The sequence below is a fragment of the Kitasatospora sp. NBC_01287 genome (assembly GCF_026340565.1).
Lineage (GTDB): Bacteria > Actinomycetota > Actinomycetes > Streptomycetales > Streptomycetaceae > Kitasatospora.
In genome coordinates this window covers 143897-167933 of record NZ_JAPEPB010000002.1, presented here as the reverse complement: position 1 = coordinate 167933, position 24037 = coordinate 143897, and the positions used below count along the sequence as shown (strand labels likewise).

Annotated in this window: 24 protein-coding genes and 1 tRNA gene; 9 read left to right on the top strand and 16 right to left on the bottom strand. The window is 72.3% G+C overall.

Going from position 1 to position 24037, the window contains the following annotated elements:
- The first annotated feature begins 19 nt into the window (after positions 1 to 19).
- The 3 genes from OG455_RS37555 to OG455_RS37545 are packed head-to-tail and all read left to right on the top strand — an operon-like array spanning position 20 to position 2070.
- A complete protein-coding gene (locus tag OG455_RS37555) occupies positions 20 to 403 on the top strand; it encodes a hypothetical protein (RefSeq protein WP_266288802.1) in 384 nt (127 codons plus the stop codon).
- Between the two features lie 20 nt (positions 404 to 423).
- Entirely contained in the window at positions 424 to 1428 is a 1005-nt protein-coding gene (locus tag OG455_RS37550; RefSeq protein ID WP_266288800.1) for an IS3 family transposase, read from the top strand.
- Positions 1429 to 1455: 27 nt separating this feature from the next.
- Positions 1456 to 2070, top strand: a complete 615-nt coding sequence (locus tag OG455_RS37545; protein ID WP_266301824.1) for a DUF6119 family protein — start codon at positions 1456 to 1458, stop codon at positions 2068 to 2070.
- Between the two features lie 8 nt (positions 2071 to 2078).
- Here the strand turns inward: OG455_RS37545 and OG455_RS37540 are convergent.
- The 6 genes from OG455_RS37540 to OG455_RS37515 all read right to left on the bottom strand — a co-directional run bounded on the left by OG455_RS37540 (position 2079) and on the right by OG455_RS37515 (position 6440).
- A tRNA-Asp gene (locus OG455_RS37540) sits at positions 2079 to 2148 on the bottom strand.
- 58 nt (positions 2149 to 2206) lie between these two features.
- Positions 2207 to 2584 carry a hypothetical protein gene (locus OG455_RS37535; RefSeq protein ID WP_266301247.1) on the bottom strand — a complete coding sequence of 126 codons (378 nt, stop codon included), beginning with the start codon at positions 2582 to 2584 and terminating at the stop codon, positions 2207 to 2209.
- A gap of 199 nt (positions 2585 to 2783) precedes the next feature.
- Positions 2784 to 3362 carry a hypothetical protein gene (locus OG455_RS37530; protein WP_266301246.1) on the bottom strand — a complete coding sequence of 193 codons (579 nt, stop codon included), beginning with the start codon at positions 3360 to 3362 and terminating at the stop codon, positions 2784 to 2786.
- 1254 nt (positions 3363 to 4616) lie between these two features.
- The gene (locus OG455_RS37525; RefSeq protein WP_266301245.1) at positions 4617 to 5579 is read right to left on the bottom strand and encodes a pirin family protein; all 963 of its coding nucleotides are present in this window, start codon (positions 5577 to 5579) and stop codon (positions 4617 to 4619) included.
- Entirely contained in the window at positions 5572 to 6138 is a 567-nt protein-coding gene (locus OG455_RS37520) for an OsmC family protein (protein ID WP_266301244.1), read from the bottom strand. Before OG455_RS37520 ends, OG455_RS37525 begins: the two co-directional genes overlap by 8 nt.
- Complete coding sequence (locus OG455_RS37515) at positions 6135 to 6440, bottom strand: GNAT family N-acetyltransferase (RefSeq protein WP_266301243.1); 306 nt, start codon at positions 6438 to 6440, stop codon at positions 6135 to 6137. Before OG455_RS37515 ends, OG455_RS37520 begins: the two co-directional genes overlap by 4 nt.
- A 177-nt stretch (positions 6441 to 6617) precedes the next feature.
- Here OG455_RS37515 and OG455_RS37510 point away from each other — a divergent pair, with 177 nt between their 5' ends.
- Complete coding sequence (locus OG455_RS37510) at positions 6618 to 6932, top strand: hypothetical protein (RefSeq protein ID WP_266301242.1); 315 nt, start codon at positions 6618 to 6620, stop codon at positions 6930 to 6932.
- Positions 6933 to 6947: 15 nt separating this feature from the next.
- On the opposite strand, the gene OG455_RS37505 is transcribed toward OG455_RS37510, so the two are convergent.
- From OG455_RS37505 to OG455_RS37495, 3 genes are all read right to left on the bottom strand, one after another.
- Positions 6948 to 9338 carry an excinuclease ABC subunit UvrA gene (locus tag OG455_RS37505; protein ID WP_266301241.1) on the bottom strand — a complete coding sequence of 797 codons (2391 nt, stop codon included), beginning with the start codon at positions 9336 to 9338 and terminating at the stop codon, positions 6948 to 6950.
- A gap of 227 nt (positions 9339 to 9565) precedes the next feature.
- On the bottom strand, positions 9566 to 9976 hold the full coding sequence (locus OG455_RS37500) for a VOC family protein (RefSeq protein ID WP_266301240.1): 411 nt from the start codon (positions 9974 to 9976) through the stop codon (positions 9566 to 9568).
- 10 nt (positions 9977 to 9986) lie between these two features.
- A complete protein-coding gene (locus tag OG455_RS37495; RefSeq protein ID WP_266301239.1) occupies positions 9987 to 10430 on the bottom strand; it encodes a helix-turn-helix transcriptional regulator in 444 nt (147 codons plus the stop codon).
- Between the two features lie 109 nt (positions 10431 to 10539).
- Here OG455_RS37495 and OG455_RS37490 point away from each other — a divergent pair, with 109 nt between their 5' ends.
- Positions 10540 to 11088, top strand: coding sequence for a GNAT family N-acetyltransferase (locus tag OG455_RS37490; protein ID WP_266301238.1), 549 nt, complete (start codon positions 10540 to 10542; stop codon positions 11086 to 11088).
- 86 nt (positions 11089 to 11174) lie between these two features.
- On the opposite strand, the gene OG455_RS37485 is transcribed toward OG455_RS37490, so the two are convergent.
- Positions 11175 to 13883 (bottom strand): SpoIIE family protein phosphatase/ATP-binding protein, encoded by a 2709-nt coding sequence (locus OG455_RS37485; RefSeq protein WP_266301237.1) that lies wholly within the window; start codon positions 13881 to 13883, stop codon positions 11175 to 11177.
- 101 nt (positions 13884 to 13984) lie between these two features.
- Positions 13985 to 14824: a hypothetical protein gene (locus OG455_RS37480; protein WP_266301236.1), complete on the bottom strand. Its 840-nt coding sequence runs from the start codon at positions 14822 to 14824 to the stop codon at positions 13985 to 13987.
- Between the two features lie 268 nt (positions 14825 to 15092).
- On the opposite strand from OG455_RS37480, the gene OG455_RS37475 reads away from it, so the two are divergent.
- Positions 15093 to 16760, top strand: coding sequence for an FAD-dependent monooxygenase (locus OG455_RS37475; protein ID WP_266301235.1), 1668 nt, complete (start codon positions 15093 to 15095; stop codon positions 16758 to 16760).
- Positions 16761 to 16841: 81 nt separating this feature from the next.
- On the top strand, positions 16842 to 17219 hold the full coding sequence (locus tag OG455_RS37470) for a hypothetical protein (protein WP_266301234.1): 378 nt from the start codon (positions 16842 to 16844) through the stop codon (positions 17217 to 17219).
- Here the strand turns inward: OG455_RS37470 and OG455_RS37465 are convergent.
- Positions 17158 to 17697, bottom strand: coding sequence for a hypothetical protein (locus OG455_RS37465; protein WP_266301233.1), 540 nt, complete (start codon positions 17695 to 17697; stop codon positions 17158 to 17160). The genes OG455_RS37470 and OG455_RS37465 overlap by 62 nt on opposite strands.
- A gap of 183 nt (positions 17698 to 17880) precedes the next feature.
- Between OG455_RS37465 and OG455_RS37460 the strand changes: the two genes are divergently transcribed.
- Complete coding sequence (locus OG455_RS37460) at positions 17881 to 18624, top strand: ABC transporter ATP-binding protein (protein ID WP_266301232.1); 744 nt, start codon at positions 17881 to 17883, stop codon at positions 18622 to 18624.
- On the top strand, positions 18621 to 20558 hold the full coding sequence (locus tag OG455_RS37455) for an FtsX-like permease family protein (protein ID WP_266301231.1): 1938 nt from the start codon (positions 18621 to 18623) through the stop codon (positions 20556 to 20558). The genes OG455_RS37460 and OG455_RS37455 overlap by 4 nt, the downstream gene beginning before the upstream one ends.
- Before the next feature lie 121 nt (positions 20559 to 20679).
- On the opposite strand, the gene OG455_RS37450 is transcribed toward OG455_RS37455, so the two are convergent.
- From OG455_RS37450 to OG455_RS37435, 4 genes are all read right to left on the bottom strand, one after another.
- Positions 20680 to 21099 carry a hypothetical protein gene (locus tag OG455_RS37450; RefSeq protein WP_266301230.1) on the bottom strand — a complete coding sequence of 140 codons (420 nt, stop codon included), beginning with the start codon at positions 21097 to 21099 and terminating at the stop codon, positions 20680 to 20682.
- Positions 21100 to 21147: 48 nt separating this feature from the next.
- Positions 21148 to 21468, bottom strand: coding sequence for a carboxymuconolactone decarboxylase family protein (locus tag OG455_RS37445; protein ID WP_266301229.1), 321 nt, complete (start codon positions 21466 to 21468; stop codon positions 21148 to 21150).
- Positions 21469 to 21631: 163 nt separating this feature from the next.
- Positions 21632 to 23011: a hypothetical protein gene (locus tag OG455_RS37440; protein ID WP_266301228.1), complete on the bottom strand. Its 1380-nt coding sequence runs from the start codon at positions 23009 to 23011 to the stop codon at positions 21632 to 21634.
- A gap of 177 nt (positions 23012 to 23188) precedes the next feature.
- Complete coding sequence (locus OG455_RS37435) at positions 23189 to 24037, bottom strand: ABC transporter ATP-binding protein (RefSeq protein ID WP_266301823.1); 849 nt, start codon at positions 24035 to 24037, stop codon at positions 23189 to 23191.

Here is a 24037-nt window from a genome sequence, read left to right as displayed (position 1 = left end):
AGTAGGAGTTCCATCCCTGATGACCAGCACCAATCCGTCCGCTGCCGACCCGGCTCCCAGGCCGAAGCGCCGCACGTTCAGTCCCGAGTACAAGCTGCGGATCGTCGCCGAGTACGACGCCGCGCCCAAGAACGAGAAGGGTGCGGTTCTGCGCCGCGAGCGCCTGTACCACTCGCACGTCACCGAGTGGCGGGCCGCGCGCGATGCCGGGGCCCTGGAGAACCTGGTCGACCACCGCACCAGCCCGGCCCGCCCGAAGAAGTCCGCCACCGAGGTCGAGAACGAGAAGCTGCGCCGGCAGGTGGAACGGCTGGAGAGGGAGCTCGCCCGGAACAAGGCAGCGTTGGAGGTCCTGGGAAAAGCGTCGGCGCTCTTGGAAATGATCTCCGAGAGCGCGGACTGAAGCACGCCGCGGACCCCGTCGTGGACGAGGCGTTCACCGCCGTCGAACACGAGCTCGGCACCACGGCCGCATGCCGGCTGACCGGCCGCTCCCGGGCCACCCACTACCGCAGGCTTCAGCCGACGCCCGCACGCAAGCCCAGGTCGCCCCAGGTCCAGCCATCGGCCCTGACAGCCGAAGAGCGCACTGCGGTACTGGAGTTGATGAACAGCCCCGAGTACGCCGAACTGGCGCCCGCGCAGATCTGGGCCCGTGAGCTGGACACCGGGCGCTACCACTGCTCGGTCTCCACGATGTACCGGATCCTGCGTGAGCGGGGGCAGTCCGGTGAGCGCCGCCGCCAGGCCACCCACCCGGCCAAAACGGTGCCCGAACTGGTCGCCGACGGCCCCTCGCAAGTCTTCACCTGGGACATCACCAAAGCTGCCGGCCCCAGGAAGGGCATCTGGTACCACGCCTACGTGATCATCGACATCTTCAGCCGCTACATCGTCGGCCACACCGTCGAACTGGCCGAATCAGCCGAGCGGGCGGAGGAGTTGATCCGCGAGACCATCGCGCGCAACGGCATCGTCCCCGAGACCGTGCACGCCGACCGGGGCACCTCGATGACCTCCAAGAAGGTCTCCCAGCTGCTGATCGACCTCGGCGTCACCCGGAGTCACTCGCGTCCGAAGGTCTCCAACGACAACCCTTACAGCGAGGCCCAGTTCAAGACCACCAAGTACATGTCCGACTACCCCGAGCGGTTCGACTCCCTGGCCCATGCCCGCGAATGGTTCGACGCCTTCATCTCGTACTACAACCACGAGCACAGGCACTCGGGTATCGGACTTCACACGCCCGCCAGCGTCCACTTCGGCACGGCGGAGGAGATCCGCGACCAGCGGTCCGTCACCCTCGCCGAGGCCTACGCGCGCCACCCCGAACGCTTCGGCCGCCGTCCCAGACCACCCGAGATCCCGAAGACGGCATGGATCAACGACCCCGCCAAGCGCAGGGAACCCGCACCACAAACCTCATAACGTCACGACCGTCTCACTGGACTTGAAATCTTCCGCTACGGCCATGGGAAGTGGTACGAGGTGGGTGCCAGATTCCTTGAGACGCTCGAGGACGAGCTGCGGCAGTTGCTCGACAAGCCGTCAAGTGTGCAACTGCCGACGTGGCCAAAGGGCGCACCGAACAGCAAGCAGCAGGACTCTCACGACGAGGACTGGTACAACAAGCGAGCAGCCGATCAACACGGCTACCTTCTCTTCGACAAGAAGAACGTCGTCACCGACAAGTTCAACGGCGGCGGGCTGGAGATCTGCGATGTCCTGGGCCCGGACAACCAGCTGATCTGTGTCAAGAAGGCCAGCAGCAGCGCTGGCACCGCGCCACTGAACCACCTCTTCGCCCAGGCCGTGACCGCCGTCGAAACCCTGCGCAGTGACGAAGCCATCCGCAAGGACTTCCTCCGGCAGGTTGCGGACCGTACTCCCGACCACCGTCTCCTGAGCGACTTCGGCACGCTGAAGGTCGTCCTCGCCATCCTCCTCAAGGACGGGAAGGACATCACCGTCGACTCCCTCTTCGCGTTCGCTCAGGTCTCACTCCTTCAGTCGGCCCGTCGGCTGCGGGCGATGAACGCAGATGTCGAGGTCTTCGCGATCCGGCGCTGAGCACACGATGGAGCCGCCTTCGGGATTCGAACCCGAGACTTGGCGGGACAAGCAGAGCAATGGCCCGCTGGACTGGGCTCTACGGATCTCATCCCTGTCGCCTGCCTCGCCCGGGTACAGGCTCGTACCCACCTCCTCAGCACGGGACAGTCTTGACTATCTCTCCGCGTTCCAGGTATGTCAGTAGGCCGCCACCGCTGCACTCATGGTCGTCACGCAGGACGTTGAGCCCCGGCGCGTCGATCTTCGCCGTGCAGACGTCGCAGTCGCAGGCGTGCGTCATACAGGGGCAGCCACCGTCGTCGCACAGCGCGTCAACTGGCTCGCGCCCCTCTTCGGGCTCCTCCTTCGACCAGGTGGGGTAGACGATGTGCTCGCGCCGGTACAGGCCGTGGGGCAGCGGAATTTCCGGACACGGCTTCTTCGCTCTCTTGGCGCCCTCCACCGTGGCCCAGGCCGCCCGGCAAATGTTGCACTGCCAGCGGCCGTGGCGGATCCGGCCGATGTGCTTCATGGGTCCCTCCGGGTATGACGAAGCCCCCGCTCCGTGGGGAGCGGGGGCCTGGGGTGGTGGAATTCGGAACAATCTGCGACGCGGAGAACCAGGCGACTCAGAGGCCCGACTCATCGTCGGCGTCCAGGAATTTAGGCGGAACGTGCGCCACAACGCGCCCACCAGCAATCAGGTCAGCACCCAGGCGCACCGAGACGCGTCACGCGCGTACGTCGGAGAGTCCTTGCGTCAAGAACACCTGCGCCACTCCCACACCTGCCACGCCGAGGGCGACCCCAACTGGGCCACCACCCGCCGCAGCAAGGGTCCCCAGGGCCAGTGAAACGGCCGCACCGAGGATGAAGAGGTAGCCGCGCATTCTTCTCCGCAAATCGCCTTGCACGGCCTGCCCACCCTCCAGGCGCTCAACCTTGGCGAGGAGAGCGGCGATCTCCTCGGTCGCATGGTTGTCCACGTACTTCACCGCATCGCGTACCAGCCCAGGCACATGCATGGGGCTCAGGTCCAGGGTCCAGCCCTCGATCTGACCGCCCTGCTCCAGAAGGAGCCCCTCAAGCTGATCAGCGAAACCGCCGAGAAAGGACACCCGCTCGTGAATCTGCCCGAGCGCGGTGGCCATACTCAGACCAACGTTGATGAGATCGCCGGACGCCTCCGTTTTCCCCTCCGGAACGCCGCCCTCCAGACCGGTCGTCCAGACAACGTCCAGCTCTAGCAACTGAGTACAGGTGGCGGCGGTTTCCGCTGCGTGGTGCTGCTCTGCAATGCTCAAGGCCATGGGTGCTCCAATGCCGCAGGTGTCGGTTCAACCTAGCCACACAAGCTCTCACTCCGCCGCCCATGCTGGGCCAACTTCGTGAGCTCGGGAAGGGCAGAGTCAGCAGTTGGGTGGGATTCGCCCACGTTCGGGAGGGCGAGCAGGCCCATAGGGGCCCGAACGTCATTGATCGTGACGACAAAGCGGGACATCTCAGACACGCTCACCGGCGGGATATCTGCGATCGGCTACGCCGAGTTGACGCCCTCGCCGATCAGCGGCCTAGCGCTTCAAGTCGGCACGCTCCGATCGCGGTAGGTCTTGAATCGGGAGCGGGCGGTCCAGCGTGGGCCGCTACGCCTTGAGGCTAGCGACCTCGCCGGCCAGCGCCTCCAGGAGCTCTCGACCGGTAATTCCAGGGTTCTTGGCCACCAGCCTTGCGACGGCCTCGTGCGACCGGGCCGCAGCAAAAATCCGCGTGGTCCAGACGGCCCTTGCGGGAAGGTTCTCGTTCGGCATTCCGAGCCCTTCGTAGCTGTCGTGCCGCCGGCACGGGCTGCGGGGGATGGCGCACACATCGCAGGCTATCGGCAGCGGCACGCCGGGCACGGCCCAAGGAGGTTCTGCCATGGTTTGTCCTGTCACTCGACTCGGACGGTGAGGATGATCAACAGACTGCCCGCTCCCGCAAAATTTCCACTGACCACCCAGAAGTAGGCAGCAATAGACACACGGAGCAAGCAAGCGACTACGGCCTCCAGGGCATGCACGAGGCCCCCTGAACTGCAAGTTTGCAGTTCAGGGGGCCTCGTGCTGGCTAGGCAGCGGACGAGTCGACCTATACGCCGGGTTCAGTCTCCCGGGTTGCGTCGACCTGGCGCTCGCGAGGGCTTTCCCCCAGCCGCCAGGCAGCACAGCCATGCCCCGCCTCGCGCTCGCGAGAGGTTCCCGACAGTGGGGCCGGATCAGGTTCAGGGCCGGCGCTCGGGGGAGGGATTCCCTGATCGTCGGCCTCAGCTGAGCACGACGGCTACATGTGAGGTCTAGACCAAATGGTCTAGACCTCAACCCACTCAGGGGTCAGCAAAAGGTCAGCATCAGTACTACTAGACGCTGCTAAAGGCAGCTAAACACGGGACTCGCTTCCGGCGCTCACGGGCCTCTATAGGCGTCACCGAACCCAGCTGAGCGCGGCCTCCACCGCCAGCCGCGATCGAGCCTGCCGGCACCCACACAGCGGGCGGACGCATCCGCCCCACCGAACAAAATGCCAGGTCAGCGCGCCCTTCCCCGAGGCTTGAGGGGCACCGACGGCAGCGTCGGCGCGGCCAGCCGCTGCCCGTCGTAGCCGTGCACCTCGCCGAACCTGGACCCTTCCATCCAGTCAGATCGTGCCTGTACGATCTCCTCACTGGATCGGCCGATGAAGTTCCACCACATGACGATCTTCTCCTCGAACGGCTCGCCCCCGAGCAGCAGCAGGGAGCCGTCGGCCAGTGCGCGCAGCGGTAGTTCGCGGCGGCCGCTGCCGAGGTAGAGCATCGAGCCGGGTTCCAGGCGGACGCCGTCGACCTCGGTGCGGCCGGACATGGTGAGGGCGGCGTATTCGAAGTCGGGTTCGAGGGGGAGGCGGGTGGTGCTGCCTTCGGTGAGGGTGAGGTCGATGCCGACCAGGGGGGTGTGGGTGGTGCCGGGTGAGGTGGCGGTGTCGGCGGTGCCGAGGATGACGGTGCCGTGCAGGCCGGGGGCGGTGATCTCGGGGAGGTGGGTGTGGTGTTCGAAGGTGGGGGTGGTGTGGCGGTGGGTGTCGGGGAGGGCTACCCAGAGTTGGGCGCCGTGGAGCAGGCGGGCGTGTTCGCGCGGGGATTCCTCGGAGTGGGAGATGGCGCGGCCTGAGGTCATCAGGCCCAGTTCGCGGGGGCGTACGGTCTGCAGGTTGCCGAGGCTGTCGCGGTGCAGGACCTCGCCCTGGTGGAGCCAGCTGACGGTCTGCAGGCCCAGGTGCGGGTGCGGGGGCACCTGCATGCCGGGCTCGTCGGCGATGTCGTCGGGGCCGTAGTGGTCGACGAAGCACCAGGCGCCGACCATCCGCCGTCCCAGGTTCGGCAGCAACCGCCGCACCACCGTGCTGCCGCCGAGCGCGGTCTCGCGCGGCGTCAGCAACTCCCGCACGGGGCCGGCCGGTACGTGCTCGCGTCCGCCGTGCGGGGTGGGAACCTGTCGATCGGGCTCACGCATGGGTTGGTGACTCCTCTGCGGTAGGCGCTGCGGTCGGTGCTGCCGTCGGCTCCGCGCTCGGTGCGCGAGGCGCGGGCGGTGTGGTCGGCAGTGCCGGACCGGCCGCGATGATCGGCGTGCCGCCCGCCACCGCGCGGGTGACCGGCGTGCGCTCGGCGATGTCCAGCAGGCGGGCGCGCTGCGCTTCGTCCAGGTCGCCGAGCAGCTCGATGCGCCGGGTGATGCGCACCGCGCGGTCGGGGCCCTTCTCGTAGCCGAGGTGGACCCGGACGGTCCGCAGCGGCCACTGCTTGCGCTGCGCGTACATCCGCAGGGTGATGGCGGTGCAGGAGCCGAGGGCCGAGAGCAGCAGGCCCACCGGTGTGGTGGCGGTGTCGGCGCCCCCGTTGGAGGCCGGCTCGTCGGCGGCCAGGCGGTGGTGGCCGGAGCGGATGTCGACGCGGTGATCCTCGTCCGTGCTGGTGGCGACGACGGCGGCGGACCGGACGAACCCCGGGGCGGGGATGGGCGCGGCGGTGACGTCGGCGGCCGGGGCGCCCCCGGCCGGGGCGGTGCTCACAGCCCGAACCGGGTGCGCTGGTCCTGGGGCACCAGGTCGACGTAGTCCGGGTGCTTGGCCAGCCAGCCCCGGAAGAACGGGCAGTACGGGAGCGCGTCCACGCCCTGCTGGCGGGCGGCGTCGAGGGCGGCGCGCGCCAGCGTGCCGGCCAGGCCCCGACCGGCGAAGGCGGGGTCGATCTCGGTGTGGATGAAGGCGAGTTCGCGCTCGTAGCGGTAGTACTCGGCGAAGCCCGCGAGCTCACCGTCCTCGGTGATCTCGAACCGCGACCGGTCCGGGTTGTCCGTCACGGTGGTGGTCATGGGTCCTCCTGCGGTCGGCGGCGGAGAGGTGTCGGCCGGGCGATGGTCCGGGCGGAGACCCGGGCTCGGCATTTAATTTAGCATTCAACTAGATGATGATCAAGCGCCGGGAGACCGGGCTACCGTGCCGACGACCGCTGGATGAGCGGGCGGTACGCTCGCCGGGGGAGGGGTGCCATGGTGCGGGAGTGGTTCGGCCTGATGATGGGTCTCAACCTGGCGGTGCTGGGGGTGCGGACGCTGAACGGCTGGCAGCCGGAGGCGTTCAAGCGCCCGCGCCTCGGGGGCTGGGCCGGAGTGGTCGGCGGCGTATGGCTGGCCGGAGCCGCCGTCCTGTCGCTCACCGGATTGATCGACCGCATCGGCGGGGCCGGGTGGTTGCTGCTCGGGCCCGTGCTCGCGGCCGCGGTACTCTTCGTCGCGAGCGGCCCGGTCACGCGATTCAGCCGCCGCCGTGGCCCCCGCTCCCGTAGCCGCCACGGCGGGGCCTGACCACCCGGCCTCCCGTCAGCTGCCCGTGTAGGCCGCCAGGTGCTCGCCGGTCAGAGTGGAGCGGGCGGCCACCAGGTCGGCCGGCGTGCCCTCGAAGACGATCCGGCCGCCGTCGTTGCCCGCGCCGGGTCCCAGGTCGATGATCCAGTCGGCGTGCGCCATGACGGCCTGGTGGTGCTCGATGACGATGACCGACTTGCCGGAGTCGACGATCCGGTCGAGCAGACCGAGCAACTGCTCGACATCGGCGAGGTGCAGGCCGGTGGTCGGCTCGTCCAGCACGTAGACGCCGCCCTTGTCGGCCAGGTGCGTGGCGAGCTTGAGCCGCTGCCGCTCGCCGCCGGAGAGCGTGGTGAGCGGCTGGCCGAGGGTGAGGTAGCCGAGGCCGACGTCGGCGAGTCGGCGCAGCACGGCGTGCGCGGCCGGTGTGCGCGCCTCGCCGTCGCCGAAGAACTCCTCGGCCTCGGCCACCGACATCGCCAGCACCTCGCTGATGTCGCGCCCGCCGAGGTGGTGCACCAGCACCGAGGCGTCGAAGCGCTTGCCCTCGCACTCCTCGCAGACACTGGCGACCGCGGCCATCATCGCCAGGTCGGTGTAGATGACGCCGGCGCCGTTGCAGGTGGGGCAGGCACCCTCGGAGTTGGCGCTGAACAGCGCCGGCTTCACGCCGTTGGCCTTCGCGAACGCCTTGCGGATCGCGTCGAGCAGCCCGGTGTAGGTCGCCGGGTTGCTCCGCCGCGAACCGCGGATGGCGCCCTGGTCGACCGAGACCACGCCCGCGTCGGCGTGGATCGAGCCGTGCACCAGCGAGCTCTTGCCGGAGCCGGCGACGCCGGTGATGACGGTGAGCACCCCGAGCGGGATGTCGACGTCGACGTCGCGCAGGTTGTTCGCGCTCGCGCCGCGGATCTCCAGCGCGCCGGTGGGCGTGCGCACCGCCTCCTTGAGGGCGGCCCGGTCGTCGAGGTGGCGGCCGGTGGTCGTGCGGCTCGACCGCAACCCCTCGACGGTGCCCTCGAAGCAGACGGTGCCGCCCGCGCTGCCGGCGCCCGGGCCGAGGTCGACGACGTGGTCGGCGATCGCGATCACCTCCGGCTTGTGTTCCACCACCAGCACCGTGTTGCCCTTGTCCCGCAGCCGCAGCAGCAGGTCGTTCATCTGCTGGATGTCGTGGGGGTGCAGGCCGGTGGTGGGCTCGTCGAAGACGTAGGTGGTGTCGGTGAGGGAGGAGCCCAGGTGGCGGATCATCTTGACGCGCTGCGCCTCGCCGCCCGACAGCGTGCCCGAGGCCCGGTCGAGCGAGAGGTAGCCGAGGCCGATCTCCACGAACGAGTCGAGGGTCTGCCCCAGCGCGGTGAGCAGCGGCGCCACCGAGGGCTCGTCGAGGCCGCGCACCCAGGCGGCCAGGTCGCTGATCTGCATCGCGCAGGCGTCGGCGATGCTGATCCGCTTGATCTTCGAGGACCTGGCCCCCTCGCTGAGGCGGGTGCCCTCGCACTCGGGGCAGGTGGTGAAGGTGACCGCCCGCTCCACGAACGCCCGGATGTGCGGCTGCAGCGACTCCTTGTCCTTGGAGAGCATCGACTTCTGGATCTTGGGGATCAGCCCCTCGTACGTGAGGTTCACCCCTTCGACCTTCACCTTGGTCGGCTCCCGGTGGAGGAAGTCGTGCATCTCCTTCTTGGTGTACTTGCGGATCGGCTTGTTCGGGTCGAGCAGGCCCGACTCCGCGTAGACCCGCACGGTCCAGAAGCTGTCCGACTTCCAGCCGGGGATGGTGAACGCGCCCTCGGCGAGCGACTTGGAGTCGTCGTAGAGCTGGGTGAGGTCGATGTCGGAGACCGTGCCCCGGCCCTCGCAGCGCGGGCACATGCCGCCGGTGCGGTTGAAGGTCGCCTTCACCGTCTTCTTGGCGCCGCGCTCGACGGTGATGGCGCCGCTCGCCCGGACCGAGGGGACGTTGAAGGCGTAGGCGCTGGGCGGCCCGATGTGCGGCTTCCCGAGCCGGCTGAAGAGGATGCGCAGCATCGCGTTGGCGTCGGTGGCGGTGCCGACCGTGGAGCGCGGATCGCCGCCCAGGCGCTGCTGGTCGACGACGATCGCGGTGGTCAGTCCGTCGAGCACGTCGACCTCGGGCCGTGCCAGCGTGGGCATGAAGCCCTGCACGAAGGCGCTGTAGGTCTCGTTGATCAGCCGCTGCGACTCGGCGGCGACCGTGCCGAAGACCAGCGAGCTCTTGCCCGAGCCGGAGACCCCGGTGAAGACCGTCAACCGGCGCTTCGGGATCTCGATGCTGACGTCCTTGAGGTTGTTCACGCGCGCGCCGTGCACCCGGATCAGCTCGTGGCTGTCGGCGGGGTGCGGCGCGGACGGCCGCGTGACCGTCCTCCTGGCCTGGCTCATCGTCTCTCCATCTGTGGGGCGGGCACCGCGCGGGCACCGGGGTCGCGGGCACCGGGGTCGCGGGCGCCGGGATCGGGCACCGGGGTCGGCACCAAGGTATCGAGCCCGCTCAGGCCTGCCCCGGCCGCGCGGTGCGCCCGGCCGGGGCAGCGGAACGAGGCATCGGAACGGGGCAGCGGAACGGGTCGTGGGAACGGTGCGCGGGAGCGGCCCGGTCGCCGGACGGCTCAGCGCACCTCGTTGATCCGGATCAGGTTGCCCGCCGGATCGCGGAAGGCGCAGTCGAACACCCCGTACGGCTGCCGGGTCGGCTCCTGGACGACCTCGGCGCCGGCTGCCACCAGCTTGGCGAAGGTGCTGTCGAGGTCGGCGGTGGCCAGGATGACCCGCGCGTAGCTGCCCTTGGCCATCATCTCGACGATGGTGCGGCGCTCCTCGTCGGTGATGCCGGGGTCGGCGGCCGGCGGCTCCAACACGATGCAGGTGCCGGGCTGCTCGGCCGGGCCCACGGTGATCCAGCGCATCCCGCCGTAGCCGACGTCGTTGCGGACCTCGAAGCCGAGGACGTCGCGGTAGAAGGCCAGGGACGCGTCCGCGTCGGTGTGCGAGAGGAAGACGGTGTGAATCGTGATGTCCATGCCGGTCACGCTAACCGCGCCCGGGTGGCCGCGCTTCTCGATTCCTGATCGGTCTGGTCACCTGCTTCGCCACGCACGGCGGCAGCCCCGCCGTGCCGCGCGCCGTGTCGCGCCGGTAGGTGCTCGGCGGCACGCCGACCAGTTCGGTGAAGCGCGTGCTGAAGGTGCCCAGCGACGAGCAGCCGACCGCGAAGCAGACGTCGGTGACGCTGAGGTCGCCGCGGCGCAGCAGCGCCATGGCCCGCTCGATGCGCCGCGTCATCAGGTAGCCGTAGGGCGATTCGCCGTAGGCGAGCCGGAACTCGCGGCTGAGGTGCCCGGCCGACATGTGCGCGCCGCGGGCGAGCGCCTCGACGTCCAGTGGCTGCGCGTACTCCCGGTCGATCCGGTCGCGGACGCGGCGCAGCCGCGCGAGGTCCTGCAGGTGCTGCGCGGTGGTGGGTCTGCTGGTCACCGCGCGATCGTGGCACACGGGTCGGACAGGCGCGCGCCGAGCGCCCGCGAGGGGTGCCGCCGGAGAAATGAGATGCCTGGTCAGGCCCGGTGCTGGCATGCTGCGCGGCATGGACGTCCACCTCGAACCCTGGTCGGAATCCGCGCTCGGCCTGCTGCGGCGGATCAACACCCCGCAGATGCGCCGCTGGGTCGGCGGCCCGGAGCCGGAGGAGCAACTGCTCGCCCGGCACCGCCGCTACCTCGCGCTGCCGGAGACCGCGGGCGGCTGCATGTTCGCCGTCCTGCTGGAGGGCGAGATGGTCGGCAGCATCGCCTACCACCAGCGCACCTGGCAGGGCGAGCAGGTCTTCGAGACCGGCTGGAACGTCCTGCCGCCCCACCAGGGCCGCGGCATCGCCGCCGCGGCCGGGGCCGCGCTGGTCGCCGTCGTCCGGGAGGCGGCCCGCCGGCCCGGTGCCCCCGGCACCCTGCACGCGTTCCCCTCGGTGGAGAACGCCGCCTCCAACGCGCTCTGCCGCCGCCTGGGCTTCACCCTGCTCGGCGAGTGCGACTTCGAGTACCCGTCGGGCAGTGGGACGCTGATGCGCAGCAGTGACTGGGTCCTCGCTGTCGCCGAGGCGGCCCTGCCGGGTGCGGGGCCCGGCGTCGCGGGCTGACTGCGCGGGTCTTGCACGACGGCCCGGGCTTCACGGGGCTGCCCGGGCTTTACGGGACGGCCCGGGCTTCACGGGCTGCCCGGGTCTCACGGGTCCGGGGCGGAGGCCGGCCCGGGGAACGGCTGCTCCGCCCAGATGATCTTGCCCTGCGGGGAGTACCTGGTGCCCCAGTGCCGGGTGAGCTGGGCGACCAGGTACAGCCCGCGCCCGCCCTCGTCCGTCGTCGCCGCGTACTTCAGGTGCGGGGAGGTGCTGCTGCCGTCGGCCACCTCGCAGGTCAGGCTCCGGTCGCGCAGCAGCCGCAGCCGGACCGGCGGCGAGCCGTAGCGGATGGCGTTGGTGACCAGTTCGCTGAGCACCAGCTCGGTGCTGAAGGCCAGGTCGGCCAGGCCCCACCCGTCCAGCACCGAGACCGCCCACGCGCGGACCTCGGCGACGGCGGCCGGGTCGCTGGGCACCTCCCGCTCGGCCACCCGGTCCGCGCCGAGCACCCGGGTCCTCGCGATCAGCAGCGCCACGTCGTCCTGCTGGCGGGCCGGGAGCAGGGCGGCGAGCAGGGCCCGGCAGTTCTCCTCGGGCCCCCGCTCGCGCTGCGAGAGCACCTCGCGCATCAGCTCCATGCCCACGTCGATGTCCCGGGTGCGCTCCTCGATCAGCCCGTCGGTGTACAGCACGATCTGGGTGCCCTCGGCCAGCTCCACCTGCGCCGTCTCGAACGGCAGCGAGCCCGCGCCGAGCGGCGGCCCGATCGGCAGCTCCGGGAAGACGACGCTGCCGTCGGGCCGCACCAGGGCGGGCGTGGGATGTCCGGCCCGCGCGATGGTGCACAGCCGGGAGACCGGGTCGTAGATCGCGTACAGGCACGTGGCTCCGGTGACGCCCGTCCCGGTGCCGCCCTCGCTCTCCTCCTGGTCGATGCGGTTCACCAGCTCGTCGAGGTGGCCGAGCAACTCGTCCGGCGGGACGTCGAGCGCGGAGAAGTTGTGCACGGCGGTGCGCAGCCGGCCCATGGTGGCCGCGGCGTGCAGCCCGTGGCCCACCACGTCGCCCACCACCAGGGCGACCCGGCTGCCGGGCAACGGGATGACGTCGAACCAGTCGCCGCTGACCCCGGACTGCGCGGGCAGGTAGCGGTGCGCGACCTCCAGCGCGCTCTGCTCCGGCAGCGCGCGCGGCAGCAGGCTGCGCTGCAGGGTCACCGCCATGGCGTGCTCGCGGGTGTAGCGGCGCGCGTTGTCGATGCTGACCGCCGCTCGCGCGACCAGTTCCTCGGCCACCGACCGGTCCTCGTCGTCGAAGGGCTCGGGCTTCTGGGACCGCCAGAAGTTGGCGACGCCCAGGATGATGCCCCGTGCCTTCAGGGGGGTGGTGATGAGCGAGTGGACACCGTAGTCGAGGATCCCCCTGGTCCATCCCTCGTCCTGCGCCTGCCAGCCGGGCGCGTCCGCCAGGTCGGGCACCACCTGCGACCGGCCGCTGTCGAAGCCGAGGGCCTGCGGGGAGGAGGGGATGAAGGTGATCAGCCGGCCGGGCGGGTAGAAGGGATGGTCCTCGCGGATGCCGTGGACGACGACCCGGCGCAGGTCCATCCCGGTGCCGGTGGGTTCGTCGCCCAGCAGCACGGGGTCGGCGAGGTCGACGGTGACGAAGTCCGCGAAGCCGGGCACCGCGACCCGGGCCAGCTCCTCGGCGGTGCGCACGACGTCGAGGGTGGTGCCGATGCCCACCCCGGCCTCGTAGAGCAGGGCGAGGCGCCCGGCGGCCACCTCGGCCTTGCCGGAGAGCGCCAGGAGCTCGGTGGAGTCGCGGATCGTGGCGACCGTGCCCATCGCGCCGGTGCGCCCGTCCGTCGGCCGCTGGTTCACCGCGAGCAGCCGGCTGCCCGAGCGGTGCACCTCGTCGGTGGCCGTCCGGCCCGACAGCAGCAGCTCCGCTGTGTCCGGGTCCAGCCCCCGCAGCTCGCCCAGGTGCCGACCCTCCGCGTCGGCCGGCAGCCCCAGCAACTCCTTGGCCTCGTCGTTCGCCAGCAGCAGCCGCCCGTCCTGCCCGACGATCACCACGCCCTCGCGCACCGCGTGCAGGACGGCGTTGTGGTGCTCGTACATGCGGGTCATCTCGACCGGCCCCAGGCCGCGCGTCTGGCGCTTCAGCCGCCTGGCCACCAGGGCGGTCCCGGTGGTGGCCACCACCAGCGCGGCGGCGCCGGTGCCGAGGATCACCGGCAGCTGCCGGTCGCCGGCCGTGGTGACGTCCTTGACCGTGAGCCCGGCCGCCACCAGGCCCACCACCGAACCGTCGGGGGCCTTGACCGGCACGATCGCCTGGATCTCGTGGCCCAGCGGGCCGTGCACGCTCTCGGTGTAGACCTGGCCGGCCAAGGAGGGGCCGATGGTCCCCACGAAGTGCTTGCCGATCAGGCTCGGGATGGGGTGCGTGTAGCGGATCCCCTGGGTGTTCATGACCACGATGAAGTCGACGCCGGCCTCCTTGCGCGCGGCCTCGGTGATCGGCTGGAGCACCGCCGACGGATCGGGCGAGTTCAGCACGTCGACCAGGCCGGGGGAGTGCGCGAAGGTCTCGGCGACCGCCACCGAGCGGTTGCGGGCCTCGGTGTCGCTGGCGTTCTGCGATTCGAGGACCAGCGCCAGGATCGCGCCCAGCACGAGCAGCAGCACGACCACGACCTGCAGGGCGAATACCTGTCCGGCAACGCTCCGCGGACTCTTCCCGAGAGGACTCTTCGCGAACAGCGACTGCTTCGACACCGTCCGGGATCGGTCGGCCTGTTCGACCATGCGTCATTTCTAACACCGTGGCGCCGCCGGGGTCTGGCCGGGGCCTGTCGGACAGCCCCTCGGGACCTCGGGGCCGGAGCTCGGGACCTCGGGGCCGGAGCTCAGGGTCGCTCGAAGGACTGAAGGACGCCGCCCACCGAGAAGCAGAGCGCGCCCGCGAAGGTGCCCCAGTTGGCGACGTCGACGTTGACCTGGCTGCCGGTGTCCGGGCGGGTGAAGGCGGCCAGCGCGGCGATGAGGAAGAGCACCGAGCCGAGCTGGTTGACCGCCACGATCCACCAGTCGAGCCCGCGCGGGCTCAGCCGCGGCCGCCCGTGGCAGACCTCCGCGATCGCCAGGTGCCCGGAGACCAGGAACAGCAGGCAGCCGACCAGGTCAGGGGTCCAGATCAACCGGTTCACCTGCTGGGCGGTGAGCCCCTGGAGGAAGGAGTCCAGCAGGTTGACCCCGAACACCAGCGTGCCGGTGAAGAGCACGAAGGTGCTCAGCCAGCCGATCCGCATCGGCTCGTAGCTCCACCAGCGCCAGCCCACCGCGACCAGTGAACCGGGCTCGCCGCCGCGGCGCGGGGCGTTGATCGCCTGGAGCAGCGAGGCGTAGCCGCCGGTGGTGAAGAACAGGCCGCCGGTGAAGTAGATCGAGGCGCTCGCGGTCGGCCCGCTCGCCCCGAGCTGGCCGAGGGCGGCGCCGAGCGCGAACAGGGCCCCGCCGAGGGTGAACGCGCCGGAGGCGATCAGGTTGAGCCTGCCCAGGCGGGCCAGGGTCCCGGCGTCGGCGCTGCGCGACGTGCCGTGCGCGGCCCCCGCGGCACGCACCTTCAGCGCACCGCGCTTGCGGGCCCGGCGCGACTCCCAGACCACCGAACCGCCGCCGGCCAGGCGCGAGGTGACTCTGGTGGTGAAGGGTCCGGCGCCTTCCGCGCGCCCGTCGGAGTGCTCCATGCGCCGAGCGTAGCCGCCTCGACCCGCGAGTTTGGGGACGCTGCGCCCGGACGGCCGCCGAGCCGTCCGGGGCCGGGCGTCCGCCCGGGTGGCGCTGGTGGGAGGTGTTCTGACGCATCGTCAGCGACTGGGGTGGTGCTCCGGGGCCATGGTCCGCGGGTCGCGCCGCGCGCCGCAGCCGCGGTGCGGTGGCGGCGGCGCGGCGGGCGGGGGCAGCCTGGAAGGTGGTGGCGGTGCCCGGCCCTGCCGGAGGCGTGGGAGGCGGATCATGGGCGAGATCGACGTGCTGGTGGTGGGCGCGGGCCCGGTCGGGCTGACCGCCGCCGCCGAGCTGCGGCGCCACGGGGTCGACTGCCGGATCATCGACCGGCTCGCCGCTCCGCAGCCGTACGCCAAGGCGGTCGGCGTGCAGCCGCGCACGCTGGAGCTGTGGGAGGCGATGGGGCTGGTCCGCGAGGCGCTGGACGAGGCCGTGCCGATGCGCGGCCAGCTGCTCTTCGTCAACGGCGAGCCCGGCCCGCGGATCGAGCTGAGCCTGCCGCCGGAGGTGCCCTACGCGTTCGCCGCGCTGCCGCAGTACACGACGGAGCGGCTGCTGGCCGAGCACCTGGCCGGCTACGGCACGGTGGTGGAGCGCGGCACCGAGCTGCTGGACGTCGAGGCGGACGAGGAGCGGGTGCTGGCCACGCTCAGCACTCCCACCGGGACCGAGCGGGTGCGCGCCCGCTACCTGGTGGGGTGCGACGGCGCGCACAGCCGGGTGCGCCGCGCGGCCCACCTGAGCTTCGAGGGCGACGCCTTCCCCGAGCAGTACATGCTCGGGGATGTCGAGGTCGACTGGGACCTGCCCACAGGCTACGGAGTCCGCGCCACGCACCTGGACGCGGACGGCGCGGTGGACGACCTGCTGGTCTGCATCCCGCTGCCCGGCCGGGGCCGGTACCGGATGTCGATGATGGTCCCGCCGGAGCTCGCGGCGGGGCAGGACGGCGGTGCGGGCGGTGCGGGCGGCTCGGGTGGGGCGGGCGCGCCGGACGGCGTCACGCACGGCCTGGCGGAGGGCCGCGGGCCGGAGCTGCGGCACATCCAGGCCGTCCTGGACCGGCTCGCGCCGCAGCCGACGAGGGCCGCCGCGCTGCGCTGGTCGTCCACCTTCCGGATCTCGCACCGGCTGGTCGACCGCTACCGCGCCGGCCGGCTCTTCGTGGCGGGCGACGCGGCCCACATCCACCCGCCCACCGGCGCCCAGGGGATGAACACCGGTGTGCAGGACGCCTTCAACCTGGCCTGGAAGCTCGCGCTGGCGGTGCGCGGCGTCGGTGCCGACGACCTGCTCGACAGCTACCACGCCGAGCGCCACCCGGTGGGCGAGGAGGTGGTCGGGCGCACCGTGCGGCACGCCAGGGAGGGCATGGCGGCCGACCCCGACGACCTCACGACCATGCTGCTGCGCGAGGCCCAGCTGCTGGTCGGCTACCCCGGCAGCCCGCTGGTCGACCCCGTGCCGGGTGGTGCGGGCGCGCCCGACGGTGGCCCGGCGCCAGGCGACCGGGCACCGGACTGCGGCGGGCTCTCCCGCGACCTGGCCGGTTACCCGCAGCGGCTGTTCGACCTGCTGCGCGGTCCGCGTCACACGCTGCTGCTCCACGCCGGCCCCGACGCCCGCGCCGAACACCTGCACGCCTGCGCGGCCGCGGCCCGGCAGGCGGCGCACGGCCTGCTCGACAGCTACGTGCTGCTCGCCGACGGCGCCGGCCCGCCCGGCTTGCTCCTGCCGGCCGTCCGGGACGCCGCCGGCGCCTTCGAGGCCGGCTACCGGCCCCGCGAGGGCGAGGCGTTCGTCATCCGCCCCGACGGCCACCTCGGCGCGCGCCTGGGCCCGGCGACGCCCGAGGCGCTGGCGGCCCACCTGCGCCGGACCTTCACCCCGGCCTGAGCCGGCCCGCCCCGCCCGGCCCGCCCCGCCCGCCCTGCCCGCCACAGCGAGGTCACCGACGAGGCCGTGCGGCGGCAGTGCGTGGAGATCACCTTCACCGCCCGGCCAGGGCGGCGCAGATCCGCGGTGCTGCACAGCTTCGACCGCCTGGGCTCGGTGGTGGTCCAGGCCCCGGACGCCGACGCCGACGCCGCCCTGGCCCTGGCCGGCCGCGTCGTCCGCGAGCACCCCGTGCCGATCCGCCCCGGCTCCCTTGCCGCCGACCCCCTCGCCGCGGACCCCTACCTCGCAGCGGACCCCGCCGAGGACCTCGACCGCCTGCGGCGCTATGCCCGGGGCAGCTCTGAAGCCGCCGCCCCGCCGCCCCGCCGCCCCGCCGCCCCGGCGTGCAGCGCGGTCAGCGCGGCCGGGCGGCCTCGCGCAGGCGGCGGGCGGCGTGCCGCCGGCCGGCCCGGATGACCTCGTGCCAGAAGGGCGCGGCGGTCAGGTAGGCGCCGAGCCCGGCCAGCAGGCCGAAGGCGACGTCCACGCTCACCCGGCCCTGCTTCGCCCAGTACACGTCCTGGAGGTCGAGCAGCAGGGCGAACTCGTCGGCGATCAGCGCCGCGCCCGCGCCGTAGCTCGCGGCGACCAGCGGGTGCCCGACGGCCTTCTCGTCCCCGCGGACCGCGATCAGTCCGACCCCGGCCAGGGCCGCGATGCCGAGGTTGTAGTGGTGCAGGTGCTGCCCGCCCGCGGACATGTTCCCCCAGGGGAGCCAGCCGCCCCTGATGCCGTGGGTGATCAGCCGTGCGGTGCCGAAGGTGGTGCCGAAGGCGAGCCAGGTCACGATCAGTGACCGCTTGGTGGGGGAGAGGTGCGCTTCCTCCGCCTGCTGCCAGTGTTGCCACAGGCGCGTGTGCTCAGGGTCGTGCGGCGCTGCCGGACCGGTCGCCATCGGGACACCTCATCTCCGCGTCGGTCGCCCCCAGGTACCATCCTCCCGCCTCGCGCGCCGTCGCGCCGTCGCGCCGTCGCTCGGGCGCCGCGGGGCTCGCCGGACCGGCCGGGCGGAGCGGGACGCTGATGACGGATGGCCGTGGGAAGATCCGGTGTGGTAGTCATACCCCCTGTGACGATCATGGGGGATGACGCCGTTCTACGGCTGGAACAACTGCACCGCACCTACGGCACCGGCCCGGAGGCGGTCCGGGCCCTCGCGGGGGTGGACATCGGCTTCGCGCGCGGGAGCTTCACCGCGGTGATGGGGCCCTCGGGATCCGGGAAGAGCACCCTGCTGCAGTGCGCCGCCGGACTCGACCGGCCGGACTACGGGCGGGTCGTGCTGGACGGGGTGGAGCTCGGCCGACTGACGGAGACCCAGCTGACGATTCTGCGGCGGGAGCGGCTGGGCTTCGTCTTCCAGGCGTTCAACCTGGTCGCCTCGCTGACCGCGGAGCAGAACGTCGGGCTGCCGCTGCGCCTGGCCGGGAAGCGGCCCGACCGGACCCAGGTCGCCAAGGCGCTGGCCCAGGTCGGGCTCGGCCACCGGGCCGGTCACCTGCCCTCGCAGCTCTCCGGCGGCCAGCAGCAGCGGGTGGCGATCGCCCGGGCGCTGATCGCCCGCCCGAAGGTGCTCTTCGCCGACGAGCCGACCGGCGCGCTGGACAGCTCCAGCAGCCGCGAGGTGCTCGCCCTGCTGCGCTCGCTGGTCGATGAGGAGGGCCAGAGCACCGTCATGGTCACCCACGACCCGGTCGCCGCCGCGCACGCGGACCGCGTGCTCTTCCTGGCCGACGGCCAGGTGGTCGGCGACCTCGCCGCGCCCAGCGCCCAGCGGGTCGCCGAGCTGATGACCTCGCTGGAAGCGGAGCCGGCCGCGTGAGTGACCTGCTGACCCTGTTGCCGGTCGCCGGCGCGAGCCTGCGGCGGCGCCGGACCGCCTTCGCCGGCTCCTACCTCGCGCTCACCCTGGGCGTCACCCTGGTCGCCACCACCGGCGTGCTGCTGAACGACACCATGGGTGACGACTCCCCGCTCGGCGCGCCCTCGCTGCACAAGGTGCTGACCTTCACCGCCGGGATGGCCGCCTTCGTCGCGGTCTTCGTGGTCGCCGGCACCTTCGCCTTCGCGGTGGCCCAGCGCCGCCAGGAGACCGCGCTGCTGCGCGCCGTCGGCGCGACCCCCCGTCAGATGGTGCTGCTGGTCATGGGCGAGGCCCTGGTGGTCGCGCTGGCGGCCGTGGTCTCGGGCTGCCTGCTCGCGCTGCCCGCCGCGCCGGTGCTGGCCCACTGGCTGGTCGAGCGCGGCGCCGCGCCCGCCGGCTTCACCGCCCGCCCGTCGGTGGCCCCGATGCTGCTGGCGGGGGCCGTCGGCCTGGTGGTCGCGCTGCTCGGCGCCCTCGCGGCCGCGTTGCGCGCGGGCCGGGTGCGACCGGCGGAGGCGCTGCGCGAGGCGGCGGTGGACGGCAAGGTGATGACCCCGCTGCGCTGGGTCTGCGCGATCACGCAGCTCGGCGGTCTGCTCGCGACCGTCGGCTTCTACCTGGTGGCCCCCAGCCTGCCGGCCACTCCGGGCGGCCAGGCGGACGACCCGCAGCTGGCCTCGCAGTGGGTGATGGCCGCCGACCTGATGGCGATCGTCACGCTGAGCCTCTTCGCCCCGGTGCTGGTCCCGGTGCTGGTGCGGGTCTTCACCCTGCCGCTGCGCGGGGCGGTGAGCGCCGCCGCCCTGCTCGCCCGGCAGAACGCGCTGACCTCGGTGCGCCGCACCGTCTCCACCGCCACCCCGGCCTTCCTGGTGATCGCGCTGACCGGCACGGCGGTGGGCAGCACCGCGGCCTTCGCCGACGCGATGACCGCCCAGGGCCGAGCTGCCACGGCGGCCCGCTACGTGCTGCGACCGGGCGCCGGGCCGCTGCCGGTGGACGCGGCGGCGCGGCTGGCGGCCGCGGCGCCGGGCTTGCGGGCCACCGCTACCACCTCACTGGTGATCACCGGCCTGGGCGCGGACACCGCCTCGTTCGCCGACCGCTCGGAGGACTCCGCCGCCTCCGCCCCCTCGGCCGCCACGGTCGTCGACGGCGACCTCGCCACCGCCTGGACCCTGCCCGGCACCCAGGGCGCGCCCGGCGACCTGCGCGGCGACACCCTCGCGGCCTCCACCGACGTGGTCCGCGGCAACGGCTGGCACCTCGGCGACCGGGTCAACCTGCGGCTGCCCGACGACACCGTGATCACCCCGCGGCTCGCCTACGTCTACCGCACCCAGCTCGGCCTGGACGAGGTGCTGCTCAGCGGTGGCGCCGTCGCGGGCCATCTGTCGGCCACCCACCCGGGCGCGGTCTACCTCAGCGCCGCGCCGCCGGCGCTGCTCGGCGGCGACCTGACCGACGCCCAGCGGCCCGGCCCCGATCCCGGTGCCCGCTACGCCTGGATCGCGACGACCACGATCCTCGGGCCGGCGCTGCTCTACGCACTGATCGCGATCGTCAACACCATGGTGATGTCGGCCGCCGACCGGCGCCGCGACTTCGCCGTCCTGCGACTGGCGGGCTCGGTGCGCCGCCAGGTCCTGGCGATGGTCGCGCTGGAGGCGGTGCTCGTCGTGGCCACGGCGGCGGTGCTGGCGCTGGCGGTCACCGCGCTGACCCAGGGCGGCACCACGGCACTGCTCAACCACCGGATCCTGGCCGGGCAGACGGCGGTGGCCCTGCGACTGCCCTGGGAACCGCTCGGGGTGAGCGTCGCGGCCTGCCTGGTGCTCGCCCTGGCGGCCGGCCTGCTGCCCAGCGGGCTGGCCCTGCGGCGCGGCAGGTAGGGCGCGGGGCGGCGCTCCTCGCCGGGTTCGTCCGCGGCCTGCCGGCCTGAGGCCGGGGGGCGGCACCGGACCCGCCGGCCCGGTCCGGTCGTCCGGCCCGGTTGTCCGGCAGGTCAGCAGGTCAGGTCATCCGGGCGTCGTCGCGACGGATCGCGCAGAGGCCCCAGATGACGAACGCGCAGATGGCGATGACGGTGATGGACCAGAACGGGTAGTAGGGGATGGAGAGGAAGTTGGCGATGATCAGCAGCGACGCAACGGCGACGCCCAGGATCCTGGCCCACACGGCGAGCCTGAACAGGCCCAGACCCACCACGATCGCGATCGCGCCGAGGACCAGGTGGATCCATCCCCAGCTGGTCAGGTCGAACTTGAAGACGTAGTTCGGGGTTCTGAGGAAGACATCGTCCTTGGCGATGCCCATGATCCCGCGGAAGACGCTCAGCAGTCCGCCGAGCAGGAGCATGACGGCGGCGAAGACGACCAGGCCGCCGGCCACGGTGTTGGTGCTCTGGTCGCGAACGTTCGGCTGTGCGGACATCCTGCTACCTCTGTTCCTGCGCTCGGTTGCCGCCCGGTCCGGCGGGCTTCAAGCCGCGGAGCCGGATTCGGCCACGGCGATGGCCATGCCGAGGGCCTCGGTGATGTGGGTGGCCGCGGACATGACCCGGGCCGTGCCCACGATGGGGGCGATCGCGACCAGCACGTCCTGCACCTGGGCGGGTGTCAGGTCGGTCCTGATGGCCGGGTCGATGTGGGCGAGGTAGGACATCGCCGGTGCGTCCATCGCGGCGAGCGCGGCGAGCCTGGTGAGGATCAGCGTGTCCGGCGGCAACCCGCACCGCTCGACCGAGTCGAGGGTCATGGCGGCCAGCGTGTCGAGGACGGGGGTTTCGGATGACGTGCTCATGGTGGAGTCATCTCCTGGATGCGTGGGCGTCGACGCGTCGAGGGAGGGAAGGAGACACCTGCGTCGACCCCTGATTCGACCTTAGGGACACTCCGGCGGGGCTGCATCTCGATCCACGGGTGTGCCAGGGGGAGTGACTTCGGTGCTCGCCGTCCCCGATGCCTCAACCGCCGGTGGGTGGCACGCTCGGGGCGGTGGGTGCCGCCGCCTGTTCCCGCGAGGAGTCCTCCGGCTCCGCGTCCAGGAACTCCCGGACGGCGAACGCGGCCAGCACCACGACCACGATCCAGAGCACCACGGCCGCCGTCGGGTAGCTCCAGGTCGCGAGGACGACGGCCGCCACCGCCAGGATCACCGCGCCGATCCAGCGCTTGTAGCGGTGCGTGAACCGGCCGACCGGTCCCAGGCGCAGTCCGTGGCCGGCGGCCACCTCGCGCAGCGCGCCGATGCTCGAACGGCAGGCGGTGCGGGTCACCACGGCGACCCTGGACGGTCCGATCAGGAAGGCACCGGCCGCCGTGACGAGGGCCGCCGTGCCGACGGCGCGTACGCTCGCGCGCAGGAAGCGGATCAGCGCGTCGTAGATCGCCCCGGCGGCGGGCTGGGAGACTCCCGGCGGCAGGTGGTCCAGGTAGAACGCCCGGAAGACCGTCAGCACGACCCCCAGCAGGAGCATGGCGACGGCCACCCCGAGCGCCGCGCCGATCAGGCCGCGGCGCCGGTTCACGGCGGTGTACACCCCGGCGGCGGCGATCAGCACGGTGATGACGGGGAGCCAGGTGCCCATGATCTCCAGGAGCCGGAGGTAGCCCTTGACCTTGCCGATGTCGTTCGATTCGAAGACCACGAAGTTGGTGTGCACGGTCGGGATCTTCGCGGCGGGGGCGAACCCGGAGCTCACCAGCTGGTCCTTGACCTTGTCCACGAACGGGCCGATGTCGATGGCGACCTGGTTGTCCTGCAGGGAGACAGCGCCACCGCCCTCACCCGTCAGGGCCTTGTCCAGCGTGGAGTGGATGGCCCGGTTGGCGTTGTCCCACAGGGCCGCGAACTGGTCGCTGGTCACGACCTTGCTGACGGTGCTGCTGACCAACTGGCTGAGTCCGCTGCTGATCGGCCCGCTCAGGCCGTTGAAGAGGGTGCCGAGCGCGGGCGGCGCACCCTGCTCGACGGCGGCCTGGGAGAGCTGGTTCACCAGGCCGTTCACGTCGATCTGGGCCAGCACCTCCGAGGTGACCCGGTTGGTGATCGCGGCCTGGACGTCCGGATTGCGTGCCAGCGGCGCGACGGTGGCGACGTACCGGTCGGTGTCGCTGATGATCGAGTGGCTCCAGACCGCGATCACCGAGAGCAGCGCCAGCAGCGAGGCGATGACGATCAGCACCGCCGAGCCCGAGGTCCGCAGCCGGTGCCGGCCCCGAGGCGGTGCGGCCGAGGCGGCCTCCAGCGCGGTCAGGCGCTGCCGCAGCCGGGCCAGCTCGTCCGGCTCGCCCGGTGTGTCCGGCGCATTCGGCTCGTCCGGCTCGGCGGGCTCGGCGGGCATCGCACACTCCCTGTGTCGGCGGTCCTGGAAGAGGTGGCTGCCGATGATGATCGACTTGTCTTCCTCAGCTCAGGGAATGTCCGACCCGCCGGGCCCGCCACCGGGAGTGCGCACGCGGGTGACCCCGGGAGCTGCCACGGGACCCCCGCCGGCCCCGCCCGCGTCGCCCCGCCCGCCTCACCCCGCCGGCTCGCTCTCGGCCAGCTCGCGGCGGCGCGCGCCGATGGCCGCCGGGTCCCAGCCGGGGTGCGGGACGGACGCCAGCAGCAGCCGGGTGTACGGGTGCCGGGGCGCGGTGAGGAGCTCGGCGACGCCGCGCTGCTCCACCGTCCGGCCGCGGTACATCACCAGGGCCTCGTCGCAGACGTAGCGGATGACCGCCAGGTCGTGGCTGACGAAGACCAGCCCGATGCCGGTGTCGCGGCGGATGTCGCGGAGCAGGTTGAGGACCTGGGCCTGCACCGAGACGTCCAGCGCCGAGACCGCCTCGTCGAGCACCAGGACGGCGGGCTCCACGGCCAGCGCCCGGGCGATGGCGGCGCGTTGGCGCTGCCCGCCGGAGAGCTGGCGGGGCAGCGCGGCCGCCTCGCGGTCGCCGAGCCCGACCTGCGCCAGCAGTTCCCGGACCCGTGCCGCCCGCTGGGCGGCCGCTGCCGCCCGATCGCCGCCGGACGGTGCGGCGTGCAGCCGCAGCACCCCGTCCAGGGTGGCGCCGATGCTGAGGCGGGCGTCCAGCGAGAGGTAGGGGTCCTGGAAGACGATCTGGACGGCCTTGGCCCGTGCCAGCCGTGCCGCCCGGCCGCGGGTCCGGGCGGCGAGCGGGGTGCCCTGGACCAGGATCTGCCCCTGGTCGGGGTGCTCCAGGCCGACCAGCATCCGCGCGGTGGTGGTCTTGCCGGAGCCGGACTCGCCCACGATGCCCAGCGCCCCGCCGGGGCGCAGCGCGAAGGAGAGGCCGTCGACCGCCACGACCGTCTTCCCGCCGGCCGGGTAGGTCTTGCGCAGGCCGCTCGCCTGCAGCAGCAT